The sequence below is a fragment of the Williamsia herbipolensis genome, assembly GCF_000964005.1.
In the GTDB taxonomy this organism is placed as follows: domain Bacteria; phylum Actinomycetota; class Actinomycetes; order Mycobacteriales; family Mycobacteriaceae; genus Williamsia_A; species Williamsia_A herbipolensis.
Genome location: NZ_JXYP01000006.1, coordinates 108,535 through 134,286, shown reverse-complemented (window position 1 = coordinate 134,286; position 25,752 = coordinate 108,535). Strand labels below are relative to the sequence as shown.

General features: G+C 69.0%; 22 protein-coding genes and 1 pseudogene. 10 read left to right on the top strand and 13 right to left on the bottom strand.

Annotated features, from left to right (window positions below):
- The 5 genes and pseudogenes from TU34_RS23415 to TU34_RS02410 all read right to left on the bottom strand — a co-directional run.
- Positions 1-208 (bottom strand): annotated as a pseudogene (locus tag TU34_RS23415) (hypothetical protein); the annotation flags it as partial.
- 84 nt (positions 209-292) lie between these two features.
- The gene (locus TU34_RS02425; protein WP_045821240.1) at positions 293-589 is read right to left on the bottom strand and encodes a DUF503 domain-containing protein; all 297 of its coding nucleotides are present in this window, start codon (positions 587-589) and stop codon (positions 293-295) included.
- Between the two features lie 16 nt (positions 590-605).
- Entirely contained in the window at positions 606-1,268 is a 663-nt protein-coding gene (locus tag TU34_RS02420; protein WP_045821239.1) for a response regulator, read from the bottom strand.
- Positions 1,265-2,419, bottom strand: coding sequence for a MacS family sensor histidine kinase (macS, locus tag TU34_RS02415; RefSeq protein ID WP_045821238.1), 1,155 nt, complete (start codon positions 2,417-2,419; stop codon positions 1,265-1,267). Before macS ends, TU34_RS02420 begins: the two co-directional genes overlap by 4 nt.
- Positions 2,419-3,708: an AI-2E family transporter gene (locus TU34_RS02410; RefSeq protein WP_065973466.1), complete on the bottom strand. Its 1,290-nt coding sequence runs from the start codon at positions 3,706-3,708 to the stop codon at positions 2,419-2,421. The genes macS and TU34_RS02410 overlap by 1 nt, the downstream gene beginning before the upstream one ends.
- A gap of 83 nt (positions 3,709-3,791) precedes the next feature.
- Between TU34_RS02410 and TU34_RS02405 the strand changes: the two genes are divergently transcribed.
- Genes TU34_RS02405 through TU34_RS02395 form a run of 3 tightly spaced genes read left to right on the top strand, consistent with a single transcriptional unit; the run spans position 3,792 to position 6,958 of the window.
- Positions 3,792-4,931, top strand: coding sequence for a lysylphosphatidylglycerol synthase transmembrane domain-containing protein (locus tag TU34_RS02405; protein WP_045821237.1), 1,140 nt, complete (start codon positions 3,792-3,794; stop codon positions 4,929-4,931).
- Complete coding sequence (locus TU34_RS02400; protein ID WP_045821236.1) at positions 4,928-5,347, top strand: DUF3054 domain-containing protein; 420 nt, start codon at positions 4,928-4,930, stop codon at positions 5,345-5,347. Before TU34_RS02405 ends, TU34_RS02400 begins: the two co-directional genes overlap by 4 nt.
- Positions 5,348-5,389: 42 nt before the next feature.
- Complete coding sequence (locus tag TU34_RS02395) at positions 5,390-6,958, top strand: ATP-binding cassette domain-containing protein (RefSeq protein ID WP_045821235.1); 1,569 nt, start codon at positions 5,390-5,392, stop codon at positions 6,956-6,958.
- Between the two features lie 4 nt (positions 6,959-6,962).
- On the opposite strand, the gene TU34_RS02390 is transcribed toward TU34_RS02395, so the two are convergent.
- Together TU34_RS02390 and TU34_RS02385 are read right to left on the bottom strand one after the other, a co-directional pair.
- Positions 6,963-8,183 (bottom strand): alpha/beta hydrolase fold domain-containing protein, encoded by a 1,221-nt coding sequence (locus TU34_RS02390; RefSeq protein ID WP_052688632.1) that lies wholly within the window; start codon positions 8,181-8,183, stop codon positions 6,963-6,965.
- A gap of 64 nt (positions 8,184-8,247) precedes the next feature.
- Entirely contained in the window at positions 8,248-9,894 is a 1,647-nt protein-coding gene (locus TU34_RS02385) for an NTF2-like N-terminal transpeptidase domain-containing protein (RefSeq protein ID WP_328855958.1), read from the bottom strand.
- A 127-nt stretch (positions 9,895-10,021) separates the two neighbouring features.
- On the opposite strand from TU34_RS02385, the gene TU34_RS02380 reads away from it, so the two are divergent.
- Together TU34_RS02380 and TU34_RS02375 are read left to right on the top strand one after the other, a co-directional pair.
- Positions 10,022-12,010, top strand: a complete 1,989-nt coding sequence (locus TU34_RS02380) for a M13 family metallopeptidase (protein ID WP_045821234.1) — start codon at positions 10,022-10,024, stop codon at positions 12,008-12,010.
- A gap of 337 nt (positions 12,011-12,347) precedes the next feature.
- On the top strand, positions 12,348-13,004 hold the full coding sequence (locus TU34_RS02375) for a GAF and ANTAR domain-containing protein (RefSeq protein WP_045821265.1): 657 nt from the start codon (positions 12,348-12,350) through the stop codon (positions 13,002-13,004).
- Between the two features lie 3 nt (positions 13,005-13,007).
- Here TU34_RS02375 and TU34_RS02370 read toward each other — a convergent pair whose 3' ends face one another.
- Together TU34_RS02370 and TU34_RS02365 are read right to left on the bottom strand one after the other, a co-directional pair.
- Positions 13,008-14,069 (bottom strand): GNAT family N-acetyltransferase, encoded by a 1,062-nt coding sequence (locus TU34_RS02370; RefSeq protein ID WP_045821233.1) that lies wholly within the window; start codon positions 14,067-14,069, stop codon positions 13,008-13,010.
- 43 nt (positions 14,070-14,112) lie between these two features.
- Positions 14,113-14,967: an alpha/beta fold hydrolase gene (locus TU34_RS02365; RefSeq protein ID WP_045821232.1), complete on the bottom strand. Its 855-nt coding sequence runs from the start codon at positions 14,965-14,967 to the stop codon at positions 14,113-14,115.
- Between the two features lie 47 nt (positions 14,968-15,014).
- Between TU34_RS02365 and TU34_RS02360 the strand changes: the two genes are divergently transcribed.
- Positions 15,015-15,599 carry an N-acetyltransferase gene (locus TU34_RS02360; RefSeq protein ID WP_045821264.1) on the top strand — a complete coding sequence of 195 codons (585 nt, stop codon included), beginning with the start codon at positions 15,015-15,017 and terminating at the stop codon, positions 15,597-15,599.
- A gap of 73 nt (positions 15,600-15,672) precedes the next feature.
- Here TU34_RS02360 and TU34_RS02355 read toward each other — a convergent pair whose 3' ends face one another.
- The 3 genes from TU34_RS02355 to TU34_RS02345 all read right to left on the bottom strand — a co-directional run bounded on the left by TU34_RS02355 (position 15,673) and on the right by TU34_RS02345 (position 20,994).
- Positions 15,673-17,172, bottom strand: a complete 1,500-nt coding sequence (locus TU34_RS02355) for a flavin-containing monooxygenase (protein WP_045821231.1) — start codon at positions 17,170-17,172, stop codon at positions 15,673-15,675.
- Positions 17,173-17,557: 385 nt separating this feature from the next.
- Complete coding sequence (locus tag TU34_RS02350) at positions 17,558-19,732, bottom strand: 3-hydroxyacyl-CoA dehydrogenase NAD-binding domain-containing protein (protein WP_045821230.1); 2,175 nt, start codon at positions 19,730-19,732, stop codon at positions 17,558-17,560.
- A 53-nt stretch (positions 19,733-19,785) separates the two neighbouring features.
- Positions 19,786-20,994 (bottom strand): acetyl-CoA C-acetyltransferase, encoded by a 1,209-nt coding sequence (locus TU34_RS02345; protein ID WP_045821229.1) that lies wholly within the window; start codon positions 20,992-20,994, stop codon positions 19,786-19,788.
- Between the two features lie 153 nt (positions 20,995-21,147).
- Between TU34_RS02345 and TU34_RS02340 the strand changes: the two genes are divergently transcribed.
- The 3 genes from TU34_RS02340 to TU34_RS02330 all read left to right on the top strand — a co-directional run bounded on the left by TU34_RS02340 (position 21,148) and on the right by TU34_RS02330 (position 23,963).
- Positions 21,148-22,341 carry a TetR/AcrR family transcriptional regulator gene (locus TU34_RS02340; RefSeq protein ID WP_045821228.1) on the top strand — a complete coding sequence of 398 codons (1,194 nt, stop codon included), beginning with the start codon at positions 21,148-21,150 and terminating at the stop codon, positions 22,339-22,341.
- A complete protein-coding gene (locus TU34_RS02335) occupies positions 22,338-23,330 on the top strand; it encodes an adenylate/guanylate cyclase domain-containing protein (RefSeq protein ID WP_238981131.1) in 993 nt (330 codons plus the stop codon). The genes TU34_RS02340 and TU34_RS02335 overlap by 4 nt, the downstream gene beginning before the upstream one ends.
- Before the next feature lie 63 nt (positions 23,331-23,393).
- Positions 23,394-23,963: a dihydrofolate reductase family protein gene (locus TU34_RS02330; protein WP_045821227.1), complete on the top strand. Its 570-nt coding sequence runs from the start codon at positions 23,394-23,396 to the stop codon at positions 23,961-23,963.
- Positions 23,964-23,965: 2 nt separating this feature from the next.
- Here TU34_RS02330 and TU34_RS02325 read toward each other — a convergent pair whose 3' ends face one another.
- Positions 23,966-24,607: a TetR/AcrR family transcriptional regulator gene (locus TU34_RS02325; protein WP_045821226.1), complete on the bottom strand. Its 642-nt coding sequence runs from the start codon at positions 24,605-24,607 to the stop codon at positions 23,966-23,968.
- A 146-nt stretch (positions 24,608-24,753) separates the two neighbouring features.
- Between TU34_RS02325 and TU34_RS02320 the strand changes: the two genes are divergently transcribed.
- Positions 24,754-25,752: a substrate-binding domain-containing protein gene (locus TU34_RS02320; protein WP_045821225.1), complete on the top strand. Its 999-nt coding sequence runs from the start codon at positions 24,754-24,756 to the stop codon at positions 25,750-25,752.

Below are 25,752 nucleotides of genomic sequence, written 5' to 3'. Positions count from 1 at the left end.
GTGTCGGGGGTGCGGGCGTCGGTGGTGCGGTTTCTGGTGGTGGGGGCGTCGGGGCCGGCTCGGGACGCACGGCGGTCATGGTGGCCCGCAGATCGGTGAGATCGGTGGACATCTGCGCCATCTGGCGCGACAGGGACGCGAAATCCGACGACACCCGGGACAACACGGTCCAGTCGGGGCGCGGAGGACGAGCTTCGTTGTCGGTCATGGACTCATGCTCGCCGGGCGCGCCATCGTCGAGATGAGTACGACTACTCAGCCCACCTGGGGGCTTACCCGTCGGGGCGCGGGATCAGATCTCGTCGGCGCGGATGATCCGGCGCCGCACCGAGACCAGGTGCACCTCGGGCCGACTCGCGCCGTGGCGTTCGAGACGGTCGACCACATCGGTGACGTGCGTGCGGTCGGCCGCGACGATCGACGCACCGATCCCGGCCCGGCGATGCAGGTCGAGGTGATCGACCTCGGCGACCGACACCCCGAATTTGCGGTGCATCTCTGTGACCATCGGCCGCACCAGCGACCGCTTCTGCTTCAGCGAGTGCACGTCTCCCAGCAGGAAGTCGAACTCGATCCATCCGATCCACATGTGCGGTCGATGGTACTCATCCGTCGAGGCCGTGCTCGATCGCGTAGCGCGTGAGCTCGACGCGGTTGCCCAGCTGGAGTTTTCGCAGGGTCGACTGCACGTGGTTCTCCACGGTGCGATGACTCAGTCCGAGCTTGGTGGCGATCTGCCGCGCGGACAGACCTTTCGCCACGAGCCGCAGCACCTCGGTCTCACGCTCGGTGATCGGGGGCGTCGGGTTGTCGGTGTCGGCGTCGCCGCCACCGGCGATGCGGCGGAACTCGCCGAGCACCAGCCCGGCGAGACCCGGTGTGAACACCGCCTGGCCCGCCGCGGTCGCGGTCACCGCGTCCCGCAGCTCGCTGCGCGATGCGCTCTTCACGAGATAGCCACTGGCCCCGGCCTTCACGGCCGCGAGCACGTCATCGCGTTCCGACGACGCCGACAACACCAGTACGCGCGTCGTCGCCGACGCCGACATCACCCCGACGGTCGCGTCGACGCCCGTGCCGTCGGGCAGCTGCATGTCCATGAGCACGACGTCGGGTGTCACCGCGCCGGCACGCGCCACCGCGGCACGGACACTGTCGGCGGTGGCGACCACGTCGAAACCGTCCTCGGCGAGGTCGTGGGCCACCCCGTCCCGCCAGATCGGGTGGTCGTCGACGACCATCACGCGTACCGCTGTGGTGTCGGTCATCGGTCCCTCGTCCCGTCGTGTGCCGGTCGCGGCACGGTCAGTTCCCATTCGGTGCCGGCACCCGGTGCGGAGTCGAGTACCGCGCGGCCACCGAGTGATTCGACGCGACCCACGATCGACTGCGCGATCCCGAGACGACCCGATGCCGCGGCCGCGGCGACCCGACCGGGGGCGATCCCGACACCGTCGTCGCGCACGCTCACCACCACCGACTCCCCCAGGTCCTCGAGCAGCACGAACACCCGGGCGCCCGGACCGGCGTGGCGTGCGGCGTTGTCGAGAGCGTTGTCGACCGCCGCCGACAGTTCGGCGGCCACCACGGAATCGAGCGTGACGGGCTGGCCCGAGGTGCTGACCGTGACGCGGTCGGACTCACGTGTCCGCAGCATCGTCGCGACGTCGCTCGTCGTACCGGTGCTGTCGGGGACCCCCGGCGCGCTGAGCAACGACCGCAGCACCCGCTCCTGATCGGCGGCGAGGTACGCGAGATCCTCGGTGGGCCCGCCGATCTCACGACCACGGCGGGCGATGAGCGCGAGCACCTGCAGCACACCGTCGTGGACGTGACGCGAGAGCCGCTCGCGCTCGTCGGCGGCCGCGGCCAGGCGCGTCGCCTCGGCGAGGCGCGCCGACGCCCGGCGCGCCGTCACCGCGCCCATGCCGATGATGACGCCGACGGCCAGCAGGATCACCACCGCCGCGTTGCGGCCCAGGTCGATGTTGACGAACCCCTTCACCACCGTGCTCGACACGATCACCGCGGCCGCCGCGACGCCGCCGAACACCGGGCCGGTGAGGATTGCGACGGAGATGACGGCATTGGTGGCCCACAGCGTGGTGGGCAGCGACTGGTTGTCGGCCCGCCACTGCTCACTCGCGATCAGCAGTGTCGAGAGCATCAGGGCGCACGTGAGCACCAGCTCGGCGATCACCCATCCGACGTCGCGGCCGTTGCCCAGCAGGTAGACCGCCGCGAAGACCCCTGAGCTGACGGCGACGACGGCGAACACCGCGGCCCCGAATGCGGGATGGGCCAGGTCGCCGTTGACCGCGATCTGGAACCCGAGCGCGTAGACCACCGTCAGCAGCCGGTACGCCTGCGCCGCGCGCCACAGCGGCGCGACCGCGTCGTCGGGGCCGCGACGGTTCATCAGCTCGTCGAACCCGGCGGTGGGTCGTCGGCGGTGTCGGGGCTGTCGGCGGTGTCGGGGCTGTCGGCGGTGTCGGAGCTGTCGGGGGGTGTCCCGGCATCCGAGTCCCGCTTGGCGAGGTCGACCGGATCGCTCAACGGGGCGGGCCCGTCACGACCCGGGGCGTCGGGGTCGTCCCACGTCGGCGGGTCCGGACGCGCGGCGTACATGCCGACGCGTGTCTCCGACTCGTGCTCGTCGGCATGGGTCTGGTCGTACATCGATCGCACCGCGGTGTTGAGGAACGCGATGATCGGTACGGCCAGCAGACCGCCGATGATGCCCGCCGAGACGATGCCCGCCGCGATCCCCAGCACCACGGCCACCGGGTGCAGGCGCACCGAGCGCCCCAGCAGGAACGGCTGCAGCACGTGGCTCTCGATCTGCATCACCGCGACCACCACGGCGAGCGCGATCACCGCGGCGATCCAGCCCTTCGTCACCAGCGCCACGAGAACCGCGAGCGACCCGGTGACCAACGCACCGACGATCGGGATGAACGCACCGATGAACACCAGCGACGCCAGCGGCAGGGCGAGCGGCACCTGCAGGATCGCCAGTCCGACACCGATGCCGACGGCGTCGACCATCGCGACCGCGACCGTGGCACGGACGTAGCCGACGAGGGTGCCGAAACCGGCCCGACCGGCCTGGAGCACCTTCGACCGGCTGCCCCGGGGGATGAGGCGGGTGACGAACTCCCACACCTGGCCGCCGCCGAACAGGAAGAAGATCATGAGGAACAGCAGCAGCAGGGCGCCGGTGGCGAGCTGGGTGACGGTGGTCGCGGTCGCGATCGCGCCGGTGGTGATCTTGTCCTGGTTGCGCTGCAGCATGGAGACGAAATCGTCACCGACGTGGTCGAGCTGGGCCTGCCGGAGCCCGAACGGCCCGTCGACGAGCCACTGCTTGGTGGTGTCGATGGTGCTGGTGACCTGGGTGGTGAGGTCGGGCAGTCCGTCGATGAACTGCTGCACCACGAAGGTCAGGATCCCGGCGAGCACGCCGATCGCGACGATCATCGTCAGCGCCACCGCGACGCCGCGGTGCATGCCCTTGCGGTCGAGCCAGTCGACCACCGGGACGAGGAACGCCGTGCCCAGGATCGCCAACGCGACCGGCACCACGACCTCTTCGAACGCGTGGGCCACCCGCAGCACGAGGTAGGCCCCGACCCCGATGACGATGAGCCGCCACGCCCATTGCGCCGCGGCCCGGACCAGCGGGTGTACCGCCGTCGCATCGTTCACCTCGCAACACTATCTGAGGTGTCGACTCCCGCTCCCACCTCGAAAGGGGGCTTCGAGGGGGGTTGTCGATAAGGTAGGACCCCATGACGGCTCAGTCCGGCGACGCCGCCGACGACGCGAGCGCCCCCGTGGCGCCCACGCGGCGTCGGTTCTGGTGGGTCCGCTGGGTCGCGCTGGCCCTCGTGGTCGTCGTCCTGACGGTGGAGGCCGTCCTGGTCTGGCCCAAGCTGAAAGAGGCGTGGGCGAGCATGGGCAGCATCCACTGGGGATGGGTCGCCGCGTGCATCGTCGCCTCGGGCCTCTCGATGGACAGCTTCGCCCAGGTCCAGCGCGCGCTGCTGCGCTCGGCGGGCGTCGCGGTGTCCCAGATGAAGTCGCTGTCGGTGGTGCTCGCCGCGAACTCCGTCAGCCAGACGATGCCCGGAGGCAACGTCCTCGCCCCGGCCTTCACCTACCGCGAGACCCGCAAGTTGGGCGCCACCCCGGTGGTCGCGTCATGGCAGGTCGTGATGTCGGGTCTGCTGATGGGAGTCGGGCTCGCGGTCCTCGGCCTCGGCGGCGCCCTGCTGGCCGGCGCCAAGACGAGCCCGTTCTCGGTGATCTTCTCCATCGCCGGTTTCCTGGCGTTCGTGATCGCCGCCCAGTACGTCGCCGGGCACCCCGAGTCGATCAAGAACATCGGCACCCGGTTCCTGCACGCCGTGAACCACCTTCGCAACAAGCCCGACGAGCACGGCGTCGAGCGCTGGCACCAGATCGTCGACCAGCTGCGCGCGGTGCAGCTCAACGGCAAGGACACCGCCATCGCCTTCGGGTGGTCGCTGTTCAACTGGGTCGCCGACGTCGCGTGCCTGGCCTTCGCCTGTTACGCGGTCGGCGGAGAGCCCAGCATCTCCGGACTCGCCGTCGCCTACGCCGCGGGCAAGGCCGTGGGTACCGCGTTCCCGCTGCTGCCCGGTGGCCTCGGCGTCGTCGACGCCGTCCTCGTCCCGGCGCTCACCTCGGCGGGCATGGGTGCCGGCGAGGCCGTCACCGCGGTGCTCATCTACCGACTCATCAGCTACCTGTTGGTGTCGCTGGTGGGCTGGGTGGTCATCGTGTTCCGCTTCCGGTCGTCGATCGGCGCCACCGAGCACGAGCTCGAGGCACACGAACAGGACGGTGACAGAGACCCGTCTCCCGATGGGGACACCCCACCGTCTGCAGCTGGAGGCAATCCGTGACATCACCGACCCGTACGCGCCCGATCGCGCTGGCCGCGGTGTGCGACGTCGTCGCGATTCTCGTATTCGTGATCATCGGCCGGTTCAACCACGACGACGGGCTCACGATCCCGGGGATCTTCTCCACCTTCTGGCCGTTCGCGATCGGTGGCGCCGTCGGCTGGTCGATCGCCTATGTCATCGCCCACGTCCGCTCCGGTGAGATCGGCGACCACGATTTCCGTCCCGAGAACCTCGTCCCCGACGGCATCCTCACGTGGATCGGGGCGGTCGCGATCGGGATGATCCTGCGCGATCAGTTCGGACAGGGTGTCGCGGTCAGCTTCGTGATCGTCGCGACGATCGTCCTCGGGGTGTTCCTCCTCGGATGGCGCGCCGCCCGCGGCCGCCTCGCCCGCAGGGCCGCCCGCCCGTAATTCGCTGGCCGCGGGGCCCACGGCCACCTAGGGTCGATCCCCATGAGTTCGCGATCGGTCACCGTCTCGGCGCTGAGTCACCGATTCCCGGACGGCACAACGATCTTCGAGAACGTCTCGGTGTCACTGGCCGGCCACCACGTCGGCATCGTCGGCGCGAACGGCGGCGGCAAGACCACCCTGATCCGTCTCATCACCGGCGACCTCACACCCACCTCCGGATCCGTCGACCGACCGGCGGACCTCGCCGTGGTGCCGCAGGATCTCACCGCGGCGACCGGCCGACGGATCGACGAGCTCATCGGACTCGCCGACCTGCGGGGTGCACTGGCGCGCGTCGAATCCGGCGCCTCCGACGCGGGCGATCTCGATGCGCTGGAGGGGAACTGGGATGTCGAGGAACGCGCCGTCGCCCTGTTCGGTCGGCTCGGCATGGCCCACCTGGTGACGCAGCCACAGGATCTCGACCGGGTCGTCGGCGAGCTGTCCGGGGGTGAGGCGACGCTGATCGCGATCATCGGTGCGCTGCTGCGTCGACCCGATCTGCTGGTCCTCGACGAACCGACGAACAACCTCGACCACCATGCCCGCGGCCTGCTGGTGGAGGAGATCGGCCGCTTCGGAGGTCAGGTCCTCACCGTCAGCCACGACCGCACCCTCCTCGAACACGTCGACACCATCGCCGAGGTGCGCGACGGCGCCGTCCGCACCATGGCCGGCGACTTCGACCACCACCTCGCGGTCGTCGCCGCCGAACAGCAACGGGCACAGGAGGTCCTGGCCACCGCTCGAGGACACGAGGCCCGACAGAAACGCGAGCTCGTCGAGTCCCAGACCGTCATCGCCCACCGACAGCGGTACGGGAAGAAGATGTCCGCGCAGAAGCGCGAGCCGAAGATCGTGATGAACCAGCGCAAGCGGTTCGCGCAGGAGTCGGCCGGCAAACTCGTCGGCGGACACGAACGCCGGCTCGCCGAGGCCGCGGCCCTCGCCGACGACGCCGCCGACGCGATCCGCGACGACCGCGAGGTCCGCGTCGACCTGCCCGGCACCGAGGTCCACCCCGGCCAGATCGTGCTGGCCCCGACCGTCGTCACGCTCCCGGGCGGTGCCGTCGAGGTGACCGTCACCGGGCCCGAACGGATCCATCTGCGCGGCCGCAACGGCAGCGGCAAGACGACCCTGTTGCGGGCGCTCCTCGCGGCGCCGCCCGCGGTGCCCACCGGATACCTGGCCCAGGTGCACCCCGACCCCGGTCCCACGGTGTCACCCTACGAGCTGGTGTCGCGCACCTCCCCCGGCCTCGGGATGCAGGAACGCCGGGCGGGCCTGGCGCGCATGCTGTTCCGCGGCGACGACGCCGACCGCGCATGGGAGTCGCTCTCGGGTGGCGAGCGGGTGCGCGCGGCGCTGGCCGCGGTCCTGTTCGCACGACCGGCCCCGCAGCTGCTGATCCTCGACGAGCCGACCAACAACATCGACATCGTCACCCGCGATCATCTCGCGCAGGCCCTCGCCGATTTCCGTGGCGCGCTGGTTGTCGTCGGTCACGACGACCACTTCGTCGACGAACTGGGCATCACCCGCGTCATCGACCTCGACGCCCTCTGACCGATCAGGATGTCCGGGGCACGTACCGGTCGAGCCATTTGACGATGGCGTCGCGCATGGTCTTGGCGCCGGCCGTGCCGGGTGAGGACGTGTCACCGATACCGTGGCCGAGGGCGGGTAGTTCGACGTAGCGGTTGGGCACCCCGGCCGCGGACAGCTTTCCCGCGAAGCGTTTCACCGACTTCGCGAGCACCAGATGGTCGGCGCCGCCCTGGACGATGAGGGTCGGCGGCGACTGCGCGGTGATGTGGTTGGCCGCGTCGACGTAGCGGTAGCGCTCCGGGAAGTCCTCGGGCGAGCCACCGACGAACTGCATGCCGACGGTCTTGCCGATGGCCGAGTCGGCGTACGCCTGGGTCAGGTCGACCGCGGGGTAGCCACCCACCACCGCAACCACTTTCGGGATCTCGGCGGCGGTACCGCAGGTGGGGGTGAGTGACTTCGTCACCGACATGTAGGCGGCGTTGATCGCGAGGTTGCCGCCCGACGACTCCCCGAACATCACGACGCGACTCGTGTCGAAGCCGTTGGGCTGTGCGTTGCGGGTGAGCCAGGTGAGCGCGCATCCCACGTCGCCGACCTGGGTGTCCCAGTTGTGTACGGTCGCCGACGCCAGCCGGAACTCGACGTCGAGCACCGCATAGCCGTGGTCGGCGAGGAATCGGTTGTACGGGTTGGGCCCCGGCGCTCCGGCCACGAACGCGCCGCCGTGGACGAAGACGACCACCGGGTGCGGCCCGGCGCCGTCGGGGCGGTAGAGATCGGCGTGCAGCGTGGTGGCGCCGACGGTCCCGGTGACGACACGCTGATCGGGCCCGCGCCCGAGGTCACCACCGGGGGTCGGTGGGGTGAAGAACGCGAAACCCGCTCCGGCGCTCGCGACCCCGACGCTCACCACGATCATCGTGATCACCGACGCCACCGCACCGAAGCCGGCGAGCCCGGCGACGATCGTGCGCCGACGGCTGAGGCCCTCGGGGCGCCAGCGTCGCGGTCGCACCGTGCGGAAGATGAGCGCGAGCGCGATCAGTGCGATCACCAGGTTGTAGATGCCGAGGGTGTCGCGCAGGGTGTCGATGGCGATGAACACGGTCTGGAAGAAGCCCGCCGCCAGGATCCACGACATCCACGGCACCGGCGTCAGGGCCAGCAGTTGCCCGACCACGGTGTAGAGCATGAGCAGCACACCGAAAAAGGCCGCGAGGAACCGCGAGAACTTGCGCATGCCGCCATGATGTCAGCGATCGGGTGGTCTCACCGACCCGGCTCGATCAACGACTCGGGTCACATCAGCGACTGCGGAAGTACTTCTGGGCCACCTGCAGGGCCGCCGAGCCGGATCGCTCGCCGGCACAGTGCACGACGATGACCTGCTTCCCGACGATCCCTACGAACCACCCCGGTCCCTGCGGGCCGTTGGTGCCCACCAGGGCGCGCAGTCCGGGTGCCCCGGTCAGGTCGCTGGCGTCGCCGGTCTTCGCGGTGGCGCGCATGGCGGCGTTCACGGCCGCCGAGACGCCGGCGTCGACCGGTCCGAGGTCGCCGCCGCGCACCGTGGTTGGCACGCCGGAGACGAAGGTCGGCGCGACGGAGCTCATCCGCGCCATCGCGACACCGAAGGCCCCCATCGACACCGGCGAGACCTGCAGGGAGTCCGGGTCGAACGCCGCGGCCGAGACCCGCGAGGAGTTCGCCGACGGCATCGACACACCGGGGATCGCGTAGGTGACACCGAGTCCGAGCGCGTGCAGCAGTCTCTGTGCCTTCTCGTCGTCGCCCTTCGACGCGGCCGCGATCGCCGTGGTCACCGGGGTCAGCGTGCTGCCCGGCGTGGTCGTCGCGGTCAGCACCGACCCACCGGTGCTCGCCTGCGCGGCGTCGGCGGCGTCGTTGCTCGCCGCGGCGAGGATCGCCCCGGACTGCGCGTCGAGGACGAGCATCGTGGCCGGCTGTGCGACGTCGACGACCGATTCGTTGACCGTGAGCTGGACGCCGGGGGCGAACGTGGTGGAGAAGCTGGGGGCCGCGGGGCCCTGGGCACCGGCCAGGCGGGTCACCGCGCCGTTGCGGTCGGCGAGTTCGACCGCCCAGCCCGAGGTGGCGTCGCGGATCGCCTGCCAGTAGTTCGTGATCCCGTCGGTCAGGGGCGAGCTCACCCGACGGTCGGTGACGAGTAGCGCACCCGAACGGTTCACCGAGACACCGGGCACGGCGGCCGGGTTGCCGGCGAGCACCGTCATGTCGGAGTCGCGCAGCGACACGACCTGCACCGGCTTCCCACCGGCGTCGGCGAGCCTGCGGTCGATGACGGGTCCGGTGACCAGCGGCGCGATCGGCGCGATCACCGCGGCGAGACGCCGCACCGTGTTCGGCAGGTTCGGCGTGGTGGCGGGGTCGATGACGATGTCGTTGGTGGGCTGCAGCGTCATCCACGGTGCGCGTGCGGCATCGAGGACCGCCGGCGCCGGGCGCGCGTCGGTGCGGATCGAGCGCAGCACACCGCCGGCCTGCAGTCCCGACGCGAGGACGGTCGGTTCCCACTGCACCCGCCAACCGGCGGTCAGCTTCCGGGCGGTGCCGGTGGTCTCGGTGGTGAACTCACGGTCACGCCCGAGGTGCCAGGTGGTGGTGAGGCCATAGCTCGCGGTGTGGTCGGAGTACTCGACGGGGTCGGTCACCGACACCGACACCGACTCGGCGTGCATGCCAGCCAGGGTGTCGCCGATCTGTGTGGCGGCCTGGCCCGGTGCGGAGGTCAGGGCCGCGGCCCGCGCGGCGTCCTGCGCCGAGATCGCCGAGGCGAACACGTCGAGCATGCGCTGCGAGTCGGTCTTCGGCTCGTCGCTGAACACACCGCAGGACGACAACACCAACACACCGCTGACGACCGTCGCGGCGATGACGCGCACGCGGGTCGAGATGACAACTTTCACCACGTCAGTTCACTCCTGTCACATAACTAATGACACCGTTGACGTTCGCGTTTCGCTTACGGTCCCGTCACGATCGAGTAACCGGTTCGCCGGCCCGGGACGCGGCGGCGATGTCAGGCAGGATGGAACGGTGACCTCCACAACCGCTTCCGCATCCGCACGCTCCGGTATCGACCTCGACTGGGTGGACGAGTCGATTCGCGCGCAGGACGACCTGTTCGAGCACGTCAACGGCGTCTGGCTCACCGAGCACGAGATCCCCGAGGACCGCCCCATGGACGGGTCGTTCTACACGCTGCGCGATCGGGCCGAGGAGAACGTCCGCGACATCGTCGTCGAGTGCGCCGAGACCTCCGACGCCCCGACCGGGTCGGACACACAGCTGATCGGTGCGCTGTACCGCAGTTTCATGGACACCGACCGCATCGAGTCGCTCGGTCTCGACCCGATCCGCGCACAGCTCGACCGTGTCGCCGCGATCGGTTCCACCGAGGAGCTCGCCGAGGTCATGGGTGAGCTGCAGCGCGCGGGATCCGGTGGCGCTCTGGGCTTCTACGTCGACACCGATTCCAAGCAGTCCGACCGCTACCTCGTGCACGTGTCGCAGTCGGGTATCGGCCTGCCCGACGAGTCGTACTACACCGAGGACAAGCACCGCGAGACCCGGGAGTCCTACCGCACGCACGTCGGCGCGATGCTGGCGCTGGCCGGCATCGACGACGCCGAGACGAAGGCCGCGACGGTTCTCGATCTCGAGACCGCGATCGCGGGCTTCCACTGGGACGTGGTCCGGCGCCGGGACGCCGACCTCACCTACAACCTGCGCTCCTTCGCCGAGATCGCCTCGGTGGCAGGCGCCTTCGACATCGCCGCGTGGACGCGTGGCCTGGGTGTCGAACAAGCCGCGCTGGACGAGGTCGTGGTGCGACAGCCGTCGTTCGTCGACGGACTCGGCGGCCTCGTCGCCGACCGCCCGCTCACCGACTGGATCACGTGGCTGCAGTGGGAGGTCGTGCACTCCGCGGCGCCCTATCTGCCCGCGGCGTTCGTCGAGGAGAACTTCGACTTCTACGGCCGCACCCTGTCGGGCACGCCGGTCAACCGCGACCGCTGGAAGCGCGGTGTCGGTCTCGTCGAGGCGGCCATCGGTTTCGCGGTCGGCAAGATCTACGTCGAGCGCCACTTCCCCCCGGCGGCGAAGGCACGCATGGACGAGCTGATCGCGAACCTGGTGGAGGCCTACCGCGGCAACATCAGTGATCTCGACTGGATGAGTCCCCAGACGCGGGAGAAGGCGCTCGCCAAGCTCGACCGGTTCACCCCGAAGATCGGCTACCCCGCGCAGTGGCGTGACTACTCCGGTCTCGAGATGGTGGCCGACGACCTCGTCGGCAACGTCGCGCGGGCGTCCGCCTTCGAGCAGGACCGGGAGCTGGCGAAGATCGGCGGACTGGTCGACCGCGACGAGTGGTTCATGACGCCGCAGACGGTCAACGCCTACTACAACCCCGGCATGAACGAGATCGTGTTCCCCGCGGCGATCCTGCAGCCGCCGTTCTTCGACCCCGACGCCGACGACGCCGCGAACTACGGCGGCATCGGCGCGGTCATCGGACACGAGATCGGCCACGGCTTCGACGATCAGGGCGCCAAGTACGACGGCGACGGCAACCTCGTCGACTGGTGGACCGACGCCGACCGCTCCGAGTTCGGCAAGCGTACGAAGGTCCTGATCAAGCAGTACGACAAGTTCACCCCTCGCGGGCTCGAGGAGTCCCACAAGGTCAACGGCGCGTTCACCATCGGCGAGAACATCGGCGACCTGGGCGGCCTGTCGATCGCCCTGGTCGCCTATCGGCTGGCCACCGAGGGCACCGAGCCACCGCGGATCGACGGTCTCACCGGTCTGCAGCGCGTGTTCTTCGGATGGGCGCAGGTGTGGCGGAGCAAACTGCGGGAGGCCGCGGCCATCACGCGTCTCGCGGTCGACCCGCACTCACCGCCGGAGTTCCGCTGTAACGGCGTCGTCCGCAACGTCGACGCCTTCTACGAGGCATTCGACGTGCGCCCCGGCGATCGTCTCTACCTCGATCCGGCGGAGCGCGTCCGGATCTGGTGAGGCCGGAAGATCGAGAGCCGTGCGAATGATGATCTCGTCGGACCAGTTCGGTGGCTGTGGCGCAGCGGAGCGTGCGGGCTGGCTATGATTTCCCGACCGACATCTAGAGAGAGGTGGCCGTCTCGCTGGGGCGTGGCCACACTCCCGGTGACGGCCCCGTGGGAGAAAAAGCACACACGAGATGGATCACTTGAGCGAAGAAGTACGGGAGAAGCTCCGAGGGGGGAGTCACATGCAGTCGTTGGCTGACATGAACGGCGAGACCAACGACACCGGGATCCTCTCGCAGCCGGCCTCGGCGAAGGACACGTCCCCCATCGCCGCCCTCCCGGCGCAGATGGCCGACGTGGCGCGCCGGCTGCGGTCGGAGAGCAAGGACACCGAGACGATCCTGCGCGCCATCAGCGCATCGGCCGTCGAGTCGATCCCCGGGGCCGAGTACGCCAGCATCACGCTCGTCACCGGCAAGGCCGCCGTCGAGAGCCCGGTGCTGATCGGCGATCTCGCCCGCGAATCCGATCGGTTGCAGGCCGAGCTCCGCGAGGGCCCCTGCATCCGTTCGGCGTTGCACTCCGACACCGTGTGGATCCGCGACATGACCGACGAGCCCCGGTGGCCGGCGTTCAGCGCCGCGGCGGCCGAGCTCGGTATCCGTTCGATGCTCTGCTTCACCCTCTACGTCGAGGGCGACAACTTCGGTGCCCTCAACCTGCACAGCACCCGGGTCGACGCATTCGACGACGACTCCCGCTCGATCGGGGCGCTGTTCGCCGCGCACGCCGCGATCGCGTTCTCCTCGGTGCGCGAGAAGGAACAGATCCGCGCCGCGCTCACCAACCGCGACATCATCGGTCAGGCCAAGGGCATGTTGATGGAGCGCTACACGCTGAACTCCGACGAGGCGTTCCGACTGCTGGCACGGCTGTCGCAGGATTCGAACACCAAGCTCGCCGACGTGGCGTTGCAGGTGGTCGACGCAGGCCCCGGCGAGTAGCACTCAGGAAGAGCGGTTCGCCAGCCGACCGACACCGGCTCGGACACCGGCTCGCGCGGTCGCGGCCGCCACCATGATCGGCGGGAGCGCCCGCGCGCCGACGACGGTGTCGGGCACCGCCCACACGTCGACGGCGTCGATCGCGTGGTTCGACCACGCCTCTTTCACCGGGGTCGACCCGCGGCCGTGATGGATGCGGTCGATGCCGAGGTCGCGATGGTGGTCGACGATCCACACCATCAACTGGTGGCCGGGCTGCAGTCGCGCGTGGTCGGGATCGAAGTGTGTCAGGTACCGGGCCCAGGTGGTGCCGCACCGGACGGCGATGTCGTGACCGACCCACACCCCGCCCACGGTGATCCCGAGGATGCGCAGGCGACCGGCGGTGGCCTCGGCGTCGAGAACGGTGCGCACCAGCGTGCCGCGGTCTCCGGCGAGCCAGGCGTCCCAGTCGGGTCGCGAGTCGGCGCGGAGTCCCGCGACCCGCCGCATGTCCTCCCATCGCCGGTCCAGTTCGTCGGCGGTGCGCAGCAGTTCGAAGGCCACTTCGCGCCCATCGGCGGCGAGCTTCCTCCGGGCCGACCGCAGCTGACCCAGCGTGCGTCCGCTGCGCACGTCGCGGGCGGTGGCGTCGGGGCGCAGCCTCAGCGTCGGGATCTCCGAGACGACCTGGGTGTGGACGTGCCAGTGCCGGTCGCGGGCCAACGCGTCGAGCAGTGGGCTGTCGGCGGGGAACTGCTCGAGGCGCAGGACATGTCGCCTCCGCGCGAGGTGGTCGGCGAGGGCGTGGGCAGCGCGATCGTCGACCGCGATGACGTCGCCGCCCTGACCGAGGCCGTTGCCGATCGATCGGGCGAGGGTCACCGAGCCGAGCGTCCGGGCCGCGAACGCGGCGATCGCCACGGGGTCGTCACCGCGGTGGATCGCGACGGTGTGCGGAGTGGTGCGGTGCAGGGTGGCGGCGGCCGCGGCGTAGGCCGGGCCGTCGGTGAACCGTGCACCGACGCTGCGCGCCAGATCGCCCCACTGTTCGACGAGATCGCTCCCGCCGGTGCCCCCGCTCACGCTTCAGGGTAGCAACGCCTCCGAGGTGGGAGGCGATCGTCGCTCAGGCCAGGAAGGCCAGCACGGTCGCCTCGAACGCCGCCTTCGCCTCGATCATCACCCAGTGTCCGCAGCGCGGGAACACGTGCAGTTGCGCGTCGGGGATGAGTCGCATCGGCGCCAGCGCCATGTCGGGCGGGCTCACGCGGTCGTCGCGGCCCCAGGTCAGCAGGGTCGGACAGGCCACCTTGTGCATCATCGCCCAGTAGGGCGGGGTGTCGGCGGCGGCCATGAACTGCTGCTGCATCTCGAAGGCCGCGGATCCGTACATCGCCCGACCGGTCGCGAGGGCGTCGGGATCGATGGCCGCCTCCCAGCGTTCGGCGATGAGATCGTCGGTCACCAGGGCCTTGTCGAAGACCATCGCGCGCAGCCACCGGACGAGCTTGTCGCGGTCGGGGTCGTCGGCGAACTCCTGCAGCAGCGTCAGGCCCTCGCTGGGTGACGGGCTGAAGAGGTTGCCGCCGACACCGCCGATGGTGACGAGCTTCCTGACCCGTTCGGGCTTGCGGATGGCGAGGTTGACCCCGACGACACCGCCCATCGAGTTGCCGATCATCGCCGCGCTGTCGATGCCGAGTTCGTTCATGAAGAGGTTCACGGCCTTGCCGGCGTTGAGCACCGGCATCCCCTCCCAGGCGTCGCTGACGCCGAATCCCGGGAACTCGAGCACCAGGCAGCGGTGATGCTCGGCGAAGGCGCCCAGGTTGCCGCGGAAGTTGCGCCAACCCGTCACCCCCGGTCCCGAGCCGTGCAGCAGGAGCAGCGGCGGGGCGTCGGGATCGCCCGCCTCGTGATAGCGCAGCACTCCCTTGTCGGTGGTGAGCTCGCGTCGGGTGCCCTCGTATGTCACGTCCACCCGCTCAGACTAGAACGTGTTCTCGTTTCTTCGCTATCGTGGTCGCCATGACGTCCCCGGCGGTACGAGTCGCCCGGTCCCACGAGCGGCACACGGTGGCCGCGATCCTCGCCCGGGCGTTCGCCGACGACCCGGTGGTGCGGTTCATCTTTCCCGACGGCAGGCGCATTGGACCGTTCTACGACGCCCTGATGACCCACGAGCACTGCGCACGCGGATCGTCGGACATCGCGCACGTCGACGGCGAACCGGCCGCCGCGGCGGCGTGGGACCCGCCGGGCCATCGCCCCGGACTGTGGCACCGACTGGTCGCGGGCCCGGTGTTCGCGCGCAGGATGGGCCCGGCCGCCGCGGCGCGGGGGCAGGTCGTGCAACGGGCCATGGACGACGCGCGCCCCGACGAAGACCTCTGGTATCTCGCACTCCTCGGCGCCGTGGTCACCGGACAGGGTTGCGGCAGTGCGCTTCTCGAACACCGACTCGCGACCGTCGACGGGCCTGCCTACCTCGAGAACAGCAACGCGCGGAACACGCCACTGTACGAGCGCTTCGGCTTCGAGATCACCCGCGAGATCGTCATCCCGGACGGCCCCACCCTGTGGGGCATGTACCGGCCCGGCGCCGGAATCTGATCGGCCCGCTCGCTCCGCTCCCGGCGCCGGCGTCTGATCGGCCCGCTCGCTCCGCTCCCGGCGCCGGTGAGAATCAGCTGAAGGAGTAGCTGTCGAGATCGAATCGCCGACTGGTCCACATCGTCTCGAGCGTGGTGGATGCGCGGAACGGCACGTCGCCGTGGTCGTCGAAGTAGTAGCTGTTCGAGCCGCCGCAACCACCCTGGAAGAACACCTGGTTCCCGCGTCGGGCCAGCATCGCCTCGAAGTACTCGGTGTTGGCCTCCTCGCTCACCTCCACCCGCGTGGCGCCGGTGTCGCGGGCGCGGCGCAGGCACCGCAGGATGTGGCGCGTCTGGGTCTCGATGAGATTGAAGTACGAGGATCCGTTGTAGCCGTAGGGCCCGAGGATGGTGAACAGGTTCGGGAATCCGGGCACGCTCACGCCCTGGAACGCCTGGAAGCGGTTCTTGTCCCACCAGGTGTCGAGGTCGATGCCGCCGATGCCGCGGACACCGAAGGGCGGCATGTTCCCGCGCTCGAACACCTTGAATCCTGTTGCCAGCACGAGGATGTCGACCTCGTGCAGTGCGCCGTCGGAGGTCCGGATCCCGGTGGGGGTGATCTCGGAGATGGAGGACGTCTCCAAGGTCACGTTGTCGCGGTTGAAGGTCGGCAGGTAGGCGTTGGAGAAGCTGGGACGCTTGCAGCCGAGGGCGTAGCGCGGCGTCAGCTTCGCCCGGGTGTGCGGGTCACCGACGGCGCGGCGAAGGTAGAGGCGGCCCAGCTTCTCGCCCACCGTCGCGATCGGCAGGACGCCGTTGAAGTGCGCGGGCAGCGGGAAGTTGAACTCGACGAACACCTGACTCAGGGTGCGCGCCAGACGTTTCGCACCCGGGATGGCGCCGAGTGCGGTGCGTGCGGCCGGGGGCATCGCCGCGTCGGGTTTCGGCAGACACCAGATGGGCGTGCGCTGGAACACCGTGAGGTGGTCGACGATCGGCGCGATCGCCGGGATGGCCTGCACGGCGGAGGCCCCGGTGCCGATGACCGCGACGCGCGTGCCGGCGAGGTCGACGTCGTGATCCCACCGGGCGGTGTGCATCACCGTCCCCGTGAACGAGTCGATGCCGTCGATCTCGGGCGGTTTGGGCTGCGTGAGCACACCCGTCGCGCCGATCACATAGCGCGCGGTGAGGGTCTCGCCGCCGCGCAGTGTCAGCGTCCACAGGTCGTGCGTGGCGTCGAAGTCGGCGTCGACCACGCGCGTGTTGAGTCGCGTGTGTGCGTCGACGCCGTACTTGCGCACACAGTCATCGGCGTAGGCCTTGAGTTCGGAGCCCGGCGCGAACACCCGTGACCAGTCGGCGCGCTGCTCGAACGAGAACTGATAGCTGAACGACGGGATGTCGACCCCGACGCCGGGATAGGTGTTCCAGTGCCAGGCACCACCGAGACCGTCACCGTCCTCGACCAGCAGGTAGTCGTCGAACCCGGCCTTCCCCAACAGGATCGCGGCCCCGATGCCCGAGAACCCTCCACCGACGATGACGACCTCGTGGTCGGGCAGGACAGGCGCGGCGTTGTCATTCATGGATGTCAGTATCCCCGACACACGGTGCCGACCGCGTGGAAACCGACCACCTCAGCCGACCGTGCCGAACCCGACCACCTCGGCTGACTGTGTGGAAACCGCCGTCGAGTGTGCTGACAACCCACCGTGACCCGACAAACGAACAACGCACACTCGACGACGGGCTTCCGCACCGTCAGCGGCTGTACAACCCAGCCCAAAGGCTCACAAGCCGCTGACGGGGCGGAAACGCCGCATCGAGTGTGCGCAGTCCAGAACACTTCTCACCCATCGAGGTCAGCACACTCGATGGCCCTTTCCGCCCAGTCAGCACACACAGAAGAGCGGCCCGGCTCCTCGTAGAGGAACCGGGCCGCTCTGTCGTGTCTGTCGACCTCAGGTCAGATCAGTACTTCTCACCCTTGGCGGCCTTGTCGACCAGCGACTGCGGGGGCTCGAAGTGCTTGCCGTACTTCGACGCCAGGTCCTTCGCGCGATCGACGAAGCCCTGCAGTCCACCGGGGTACTGGTTGATGTACTGCACGACACCACCGGTCCACGCGGGGAAGCCGATACCGAAGATCGAGCCGATGTTGGCGTCGGGGATCGAGGTGATGACACCCTCGTCGAAGCACTTCACGGTCTCGAGCGACTCGGCGAACAGCATCCGGTCGATGAGGTCCTGGAACGGGACCTCCTTGCTGCCCGACTTGAACTCCTCGCGCAGTCCGGGCCACAGGCCGGTGCGCTTGCCGTTCTCGTCGTAGTCGTAGAAGCCCTTGCCCGCGGTCTTGCCGTCGCGGCCCTGCTCGAGCAGGCGGTCGATGACCTCGTAGGAACCGTGGTCGGGGAACTCCTTGCCCTCGGCCTTGGCGCCCTCCTGCGTCTCCTTGCGGATCTTCTGCATCAGGCCGAGCTTGAGCTCGTCCGAGAGCTGCAGCGGCGCAGCCGGATAGCCCGCCTGCTGGCCCGCCTGCTCGATGATCTGCGGCTCGACGCCCTCACCGACGGCCGCGATGGCCTCGTTGATGAACGTGCCGATGACGCGCGAGGTGAAGAAGCCGCGGCTGTCGTTGACGACGATCGGGGTCTTCTTGATGGCGAGGGTGTAGTCGATGACCTTGGCCAGCACCGCATCCGAGGTCTTCGCGCCCTTGATGATCTCCACCAGCGGCATCTTGTCGACGGGCGAGAAGAAGTGGATACCGATGAAGTCCTCGGAGCGCTTCACACCCTCGGCGAGGATCGTGATCGGCAGCGTCGAGGTGTTCGAGCCGAGCACGGCGTCGGGCTCGACGATGTCCTCGATCTCCTGGAACACCTTGTGCTTGACGTCGACCGACTCGAACGCCGCCTCGATCACCAGGTCGACACCCTTGAAGTCTGCCGCGTCGACAGTCGGGTGGATGCGGGCGAGGAGGGCGTCCGACTTCTCCTGTGTGGTCTTGCCGCGCGAGAGCGCCTTCTCCTCGAGCTTCTCCGAATAAGCCTTGCCGCGCTTGGCCGCATCGAGATCGATGTCCTTGATCACGACGTCGATACCGGCCTTGGCCGAGACGTACGCGATGGCCGCGCCCATCATGCCGGCGCCGATGACGCCGACCTTGGTGGCGGTCCACTTGTCGTAACCGTCGGGACGCGAGCCGCCGCCGTTGATGTGGTTGAGGTCGAAGAAGAACGCCTTGATCATGTTCTGCGCGACCTGGCCGGTCACCAGCGACACGAAGTAGCGGGTCTCGATCTCGGTGGCGGTGTCGATGTCGACCATCGCGCCCTCGATCGCGGCCGAGAGGATGGCGCGCGGTGCGGGCATCGGAGCACCCTTGAGCTGACGACGCAGGATGGCCGGCATGGCCGGGAGCACCTGCGCGAGCGACGGGCTCGACGGCGAGCCGCCGGGGATCTTGTATCCCTTGACATCCCAGGGCTGCACGGCCTCGGGGTTCTCCTTCAGCCACGCCTTGGCGGCCGGGAGCAGCTCCTCGACGCTGCCGACGACCTCGTGGATGAGGCCGGTCTCCTTGGCCTTCTCCGGGCGCATGCGCGGGCCCTGCAGCAGAACGCCCATGAGCGCGTTCTGGATACCGAGCAGGCGCACCGTGCGTGCGACACCGCCGCCGCCGGGCAGCAGGCCGAGGGTGACCTCGGGCAGCCCGATGGAGGCACCCTTCACGTCCGCGGCGATGCGGTGCTGGGTGGCGAGGGTGATCTCGAGCCCGCCGCCGAGCGCGGCACCGTTGATGGCCGAGACGACGGGCTTGCCGAAGGTCTCGAGGCGACGCAGGTTCTTCTTGAGATGGTTGGTGCGGTTGGTGATCTCGGTGGCGATCTCCACCTTGTCGCGCTCACCGCGGTCGCTGGTCATGTCCTTGAGGTCGCCACCGGCGAAGAAGGTCTTCTTCGCCGAGGTGAGGACGACACCGGTGATGTCGTCCTTCTCGGCCTCGAGGCGGTCGACCGTGGCCTCCAGCGAGCTCATGAACAGGTCGTTCATGGTGTTCGCGCCCTGGTTCGGGTCGTCCATGGTCAGGACGACGACCCCGTCGGCGTCTTTGTCCCAGGCAATCATGTTGTCGCTCATGTGTTTCGAGTGTCCTTAGTGAGAAGCAGTCGTGTGTGGGTGAGGCCGGTGCGTCAGACGCGCTCGATGATGGTCGCGACGCCCATGCCGCCACCGATGCAGAGGGTGACGAGGCCGTAGCGGCCGCCGCTGCGCTCGAGCTCGTCGACGACGGTGCCGAGGATCATCGCGCCGGTCGCGCCGAGCGGATGGCCCATCGCGATCGCGCCACCGTTGACGTTGGTCTTCTCGTGCGGGATCTTCAGGTCCTTCATCCACTTCATGACGACCGAGGCGAACGCCTCGTTCAGCTCGAAGACATCGATGTCGTCGACGGTGAGTCCGGCCTTCTTCAGCACCAGCTCGGTGGCCGGCGTGGGGCCGGTGAGCATGATCGTGGGATCGCTGCCGGTCTGTGCGGTGGCGACGATGCGTGCGCGTGGGGTGAGGCCGGCACGCTTGCCCGCCTCGGCCGAACCGACGAGCACCAGGGCGGCGCCGTCGACGATGCCGGAGCTGTTGCCGCCGGTGTGGACGTGGTTGATCTTCTCCACGGCGTGGTACTTCTGCTTGGCGACCTCGTCGAACCCGGCCATCTCGGCCATGCCGGCGAACGCGGGCTTGAGCTTGCCCAGCGACTCGACCGACGAGCCGGGACGACGGTGCTCGTCGTGGTCCAGGACCAGGACGCCGTTCATGTCCTTGACCGGGACGACGGACTTGGCGAAGTAGCCGGCCGACCAGGCGGCCTCGGCGCGGTTCTGCGACTCGACGGCGTAGGCGTCGACGTCCTCACGGCTGAAGCCCTCGAGGGTGGCGATGAGGTCGGCGCCGATGCCCTGGGGGGCGATGTACAGGTCGTAGGCGGTGGCCGGGTCCTGGAACATGGCGCCACCGTCGGAGCCCATGGGCACACGAGACATCGACTCGACGCCACCGGCGATCACCAGGTTGTCCCAGCCCGACGCGACCTTCTGGCCGGCGAGGTTGGTGGCCTCGAGGCCCGAGGCGCAGAAGCGGTTGATCTGGGTGCCGGGAACGGTGTCGGGCAGGCCGGCGACGAGGGCGGCGGTGCGCGAGATGACCGCGCCCTGCTCGCCGACAGGCGAGACGACGCCGAGCACGACATCGTCGATGTCGGCGGGGTCCATGTCGGGGAAGCGGGTGCGGAGCTCACCGATGAGTCCGGCCACCAGATCGACGGGCTTGATCCCGTGCAGCGAACCGTTGCGCTGCTTGCCGCGAGGCGTGCGGATCGCCTCGTAGATGAATGCGTCACTCATGGTGCATGTTCCTTTCCGATGTACATCTTCGGTTGGCGGGTCCGATACCCGGGCAACTCTTGAGCATGAGGCTAACGCTCGATAACTTGTTTGGCTATACCGGCTCGTCAAACCGGTCGGCGGGGTCAGTTTCTGCGCTAAGGTCTGTTCACCATGACCGCCACCGACCCACCCGTCACGCGCCGCCCGGCCGACCGCAAGAGCCAACTCGTGGCACTCGCGGCGCAGCTGTTCGGCGAGCGGGGCTATTCGCACGTGTCAGTCGCCGACATCGCGAAGGCCGCCGGGGTCACCGGCCCCTCGGTGTACCGCCATTTCGCCGACAAGCAGGCACTTCTCGCCGCCGCCGTGCTGGCGGGCGTCGACGACCTCGAGGCCTGCACCGACCGCGCCCTCGACCGCGCCGACGGCCTGGCCCCCGAGGATCCGGCGCGCCTCGACGGCCTCGTCGACAGCATCTGCACCATGGGTATCCGCCGCCCCGACGCCGCGGTGTTGTGGCGTTGGAACGGCGCCTTCCTCTCCGACGACCAGAACCGCGAGGTCGCCACCCGCACCACGGCGGTGCTCGCACGGTGGGCCCGCGCCCTGCAGGTCGGGCGGGCCGACCTCGACGACCGCGGCGCCCGCCAGTTGGCGTGGGCGGCGCTGAGCATCGCGGGTAGCACGAGCATGCACGCGACCCGTATCCCGGCGGCGCGGGCGCACGCCCGGCTGCGCCTGCTCATCACCCGGGTGGTGTCGGTCCGCACCGCCGACGCACCGCTGCTCGAGACCGGTGCACTGCCCGGGCCCGAACCGATGGGCCGTCGCGACGAGATCCTCGACGCGTCGTCGGATCTGTTCGAACGCCGCGGGTTCGGCAACGTCGGTGTCGACGAGATCGGTGAGGCCGTCGGCATCACCGGGCCCAGCGTCTACCGACACTTCTCGAGCAAGGTCGCGATCCTCACCAGCATCGGTCAGCGCAGCGCCGCGCGGCTCGAGGCCGGCGCGATGGCCGCCCACGCCGCGTCGCGCACACCGCACGAATTCCTGTCGCGGCTCGCCGATTCCTACGTCACGGTCCTCACCGCGACACCCGACCTCGCCGTCGCCTTCCACAACGGCACCGTGCTGCGCGATGTCGATGCGCGCGATTTGCTGGCCGCACAGCGCCAGTACGTGCGACGCTGGATCGAATTGGTGTGCGAGATCGACCCCGGACTCCCCCGGGCCGAGGCCGCGGTCACCGTGCACGCAGCACTGAGCATCGCCAACGACGCGATGCGCATGCGGCGGGGACGTGACCGACCGGAGCTCCCCGGACAACTCGCGCTGATGATGAAAGGCGTTCTGGGACTGTGACCGCTGCCGAGGAGACCCCGCAGGGCGATCCCCCGCACGATCGACTGGCCGCGGTCGAGGAGATGCTGCTCGGCGGTCCCCGCGTCTTCACCCGCGATCAGGCGGTCAGCGAACTCGACATCGACCCGCAGTTCGCCGACGAGATCTGGCGGGCGTTCGGTTTCGCGCACGACTCGCGGGATCAGCCGATCTTCACCGAGGACGATCTCTCGGCGATGGGACTGGTCATCGCGGCCTACCGTTCGGCGCCGGAGGGTCAGGCGGTCGCCGCGGCGCGCGCCATCGGGCAGACGATGTCGCGTCTGGCCGACTGGCAGGCCTACCGGCTCGACGAGCTCGATCGCGACAGCGGCGTCGACACCAGCCTCGGTCAGATGGCCATGGCGATGAGCCGTGTGCAGACCCTCATCTGGCGTCGCCACCTCGCCGCCGCACTGCGCAACATCGACTCCGACCGCGTGCCCGACGACGCCGTCGGGCACGAACTCGTCGTCGGGTTCTGCGACATCGTCGGCTACACCAGCCTCTCCCGCAAGATCGGCATGGACGACCTGAACGCGCTGCTCGAGGCGTTCGAGGGCCGCGCGAACGACATCATCACCGAGCACGACGGGCAGATCGTGAAAACGCTCGGCGACGCGGTGATGTTCACCGTGGCCGACCCGGTGCAGGCCACACAGATCGCGCTCGAGCTGCACACGCTCACCGAGCAGCACGACATCCCGCCGCTGCGGGTCGGTCTCGCCTACGGGCGCGTGCTCACCCGGTTCGGCGACGTCTTCGGCGAACCGGTCAACATCGCGGCCCGACTCACCGGATCGGCGCGCCCCGGCACCTCGCTGTGCGACGCCGAGCTCGCCGACGCCGTCGACGACGAGCGCTACTTCTTCAAATCGATCGGCTCGCTCAGCGTCCGCGGGTACCGCCACCTCAAGGCCCGGGTCATCGAGCTCAACCGGGATCACCAGCCGGCCGACGACGCGCGATGACTTCCTGACTCCACACCGGTCTACCCCTTCAGATCGCCCCACCCACACATCCGGAGGATTGCCATGCGCCCGTTGATCATCACCGCGTTCGTCTCACTCGACGGGGTCATGGAGGCCCCCGGCGGCGAGCCCGGCTACCGCAACTCCGGCTGGACCTTCGAGGGCATCGAGTTCGATCCCGCCGCATACGAGATCAAGGGACGCGAACAGCAGGAGTCGACCGCCCTGCTGTTCGGTCGCACCTCCTACGAGGCGTTCGCGCCGGTGTGGCCGACGATGGAGGAGTTCGCCCAGATGAACACCCTCCCCCGCTACGTGGTCTCCACATCGCTGGAGTCCGACGACGACCGCTGGCCGGCCACCATCCTGCGCTCGGTCGACGACGTCGCCGCACTGAAGGAGACCGAAGGCGGCCCGATCCTGGTGCAGGGCAGCGCATCTCTGGGCGCATCACTCGCCGACGCCGGCCTCGTGGATCGCTACCACCTGCTGGTGTTCCCGGTACTGCTCGGCGCGGGCAAGCGCCTGTTCAGCGAGGCGGACAAGGACAGCTCGCGTCTGCGCCTCGTCGAACACGAGGCCTACGGCAACGGCATCCAGAAGCAGGTCTTCGACGTCGTCCACGCCGACTGAGGTCAGTCCGCCCGCGTTCTCCGACGGCGCGGAGAGCATCGGCGCTCCAGACCGTCGAGCGCCGCCGCCACCATCGGTTCGACCTCGTCGGCGACATCACCGGGGCGTGCACCGTCGACGATGCGGCGTCCGACGTGGTCGACGAACGATTGCAGAACCGACAGGAGCGCGGCCGCACAGGCTTTCGCTGTGAACAGTTCGTCCTCGTCGCCCGTGTCGACGATCGCGGCCGTCAGCGCATCCGCCTGGCGGTCACGCGACTCGAGAACATAGCGCCGCACCTCGCTGCTCGTCGCACACAACGCGGGTAGGTCGCCCGCCGACTCGCCGGGCGACCTCCCGCGCAGGATGTCGACCTCGGCGAGGAAAGCGGGCCGGACCGCCGCGACCGGCGAGACCCCGCGGGGTCGGGCGGTCACCAGCCGCACGAGCGTGGACGTGACCTCCTCGTCACGGTCGAACAAGAGGTCCCGTTTCGTCCCGAAATGGTTGTAGACGGTCTGCGGCGAGACCTCGGCCGCGGCGGCGACGTCTGCCACCGAGACGTTCTCGTACCCACGCTCACCGAAGAGACGTGCTGCAGCATCCGCGATCTCGGCACGCGCGCGTCGCTTCTTGCGCTCTCGGAGACTGGCCTCGGTCACGATCGCGACCCTAACACCGATCTCCCCAAATTTGTAGTCAACTCTAGACATGGAGTCGACTCCAGAGTATCAAGGATCGAGAGATCAGCACCCGGTCGTCGAACCCTGAGCGCGGTCGTGGTGCGGCCGACAGAGAGGACGACGAGATGATGCGAGCACCACACCGCATGGGCGTGTACCGCTACGAACACACGGAGCCGCTCTTCGACGGACGAGTCGACATCGACGGTGTCGACAAGCCCCTCGTGAGTGCTGATCTCATCTCGGATCTGTTCCGCGAGGCGGCGGGCGGCGGGCTCGACATCGCCGAATACGGGCTGACCTACTTCGTCCGCACCTTCGAGCAGGACGACTCGCCGTTCCTGGCGCTGCCGATCTTCCCCAACCGCAACTTCCGCCATTCGGCGCTGTTCGTCAACGCGGACGCGGGGATCGACCACCCGTCCGGCCTCGTCGGCAAGGTCGTCGGGGAGTTCGCCCTCTGGGGGCATGATCCGGGTGTCTGGATGAAGGGGGTCCTGCACGACGAGTACGGGATCAGCCCAGACCAGATGTCGTGGGTCATCGGCGGCACCGATCACCCCATACCGTCGTTCGACTGGATCCCCCAGCCGGTCCCCGAGGGCGTCGACGTCCGTCACGCCGGGCCGGATCAGACGTTGGCGGAGATGCTCGAGCGCGGCGAGGTCGACGCGTTGCTCTCCGTCGACGTCCCGCGTGCCTTTCTCGACGGCACGTCGCACAGGATCCGCCGACTCTTCCCCGATCACCGCACGGTGGAACGCGACTATTACGAGCGCACCGGCATCTTCCCGATGATGCACGCCATCGCGGTCCGCCGTGAGCTCGCCGCGGACGCGGCCTTCATGCGCGATCTGTACGCCGGGTTCGACGAGGCGAAGACGATCGTCCAGAAGCAGTACCTCGAGGGGGCGTCCAAGCAGCACATGTCCGTCATCACGCCCTGGTTCAGTGACCTGTTCGCATCGAACCGGGCGTTGTTCGGCGACGACTGGTGGCCCTACGGCACCTCGGCCAATCGCACTGCGTTGGACACCTTCCTGCGGTACAGCCATGAGCAGGGCCTGACCCGGCGCCGTCTGCAGGTCGAGGAGATCATCGTGCCGGCCCTGCTCGACACCTGA

Excerpts from the sequence above, each read along its gene's own strand:
- TU34_RS02425 (WP_045821240.1), bottom strand. The coding sequence starts at position 589 with ATGTGGATCGGATGGATCGAGTTCGACTTCCTGCTGGGAGACGTGCAC.
- TU34_RS02420 (WP_045821239.1), bottom strand. The coding sequence starts at position 1,268 with ATGACCGACACCACAGCGGTACGCGTGATGGTCGTCGACGACCACCCG.
- macS (WP_045821238.1), bottom strand. The coding sequence starts at position 2,419 with ATGAACCGTCGCGGCCCCGACGACGCGGTCGCGCCGCTGTGGCGCGCG.
- TU34_RS02405 (WP_045821237.1), top strand. The coding sequence starts at position 3,792 with ATGACGGCTCAGTCCGGCGACGCCGCCGACGACGCGAGCGCCCCCGTG.
- TU34_RS02395 (WP_045821235.1), top strand. The coding sequence starts at position 5,390 with ATGAGTTCGCGATCGGTCACCGTCTCGGCGCTGAGTCACCGATTCCCG.
- TU34_RS02390 (WP_052688632.1), bottom strand. The coding sequence starts at position 8,183 with ATGCGCAAGTTCTCGCGGTTCCTCGCGGCCTTTTTCGGTGTGCTGCTC.
- TU34_RS02375 (WP_045821265.1), top strand. The coding sequence starts at position 12,348 with ATGGCCGACGTGGCGCGCCGGCTGCGGTCGGAGAGCAAGGACACCGAG.
- TU34_RS02360 (WP_045821264.1), top strand. The coding sequence starts at position 15,015 with ATGACGTCCCCGGCGGTACGAGTCGCCCGGTCCCACGAGCGGCACACG.
- TU34_RS02355 (WP_045821231.1), bottom strand. The coding sequence starts at position 17,172 with ATGAATGACAACGCCGCGCCTGTCCTGCCCGACCACGAGGTCGTCATC.
- TU34_RS02350 (WP_045821230.1), bottom strand. The coding sequence starts at position 19,732 with ATGAGCGACAACATGATTGCCTGGGACAAAGACGCCGACGGGGTCGTC.
- TU34_RS02345 (WP_045821229.1), bottom strand. The coding sequence starts at position 20,994 with ATGAGTGACGCATTCATCTACGAGGCGATCCGCACGCCTCGCGGCAAG.
- TU34_RS02340 (WP_045821228.1), top strand. The coding sequence starts at position 21,148 with ATGACCGCCACCGACCCACCCGTCACGCGCCGCCCGGCCGACCGCAAG.
- TU34_RS02330 (WP_045821227.1), top strand. The coding sequence starts at position 23,394 with ATGCGCCCGTTGATCATCACCGCGTTCGTCTCACTCGACGGGGTCATG.
- TU34_RS02320 (WP_045821225.1), top strand. The coding sequence starts at position 24,754 with ATGATGCGAGCACCACACCGCATGGGCGTGTACCGCTACGAACACACG.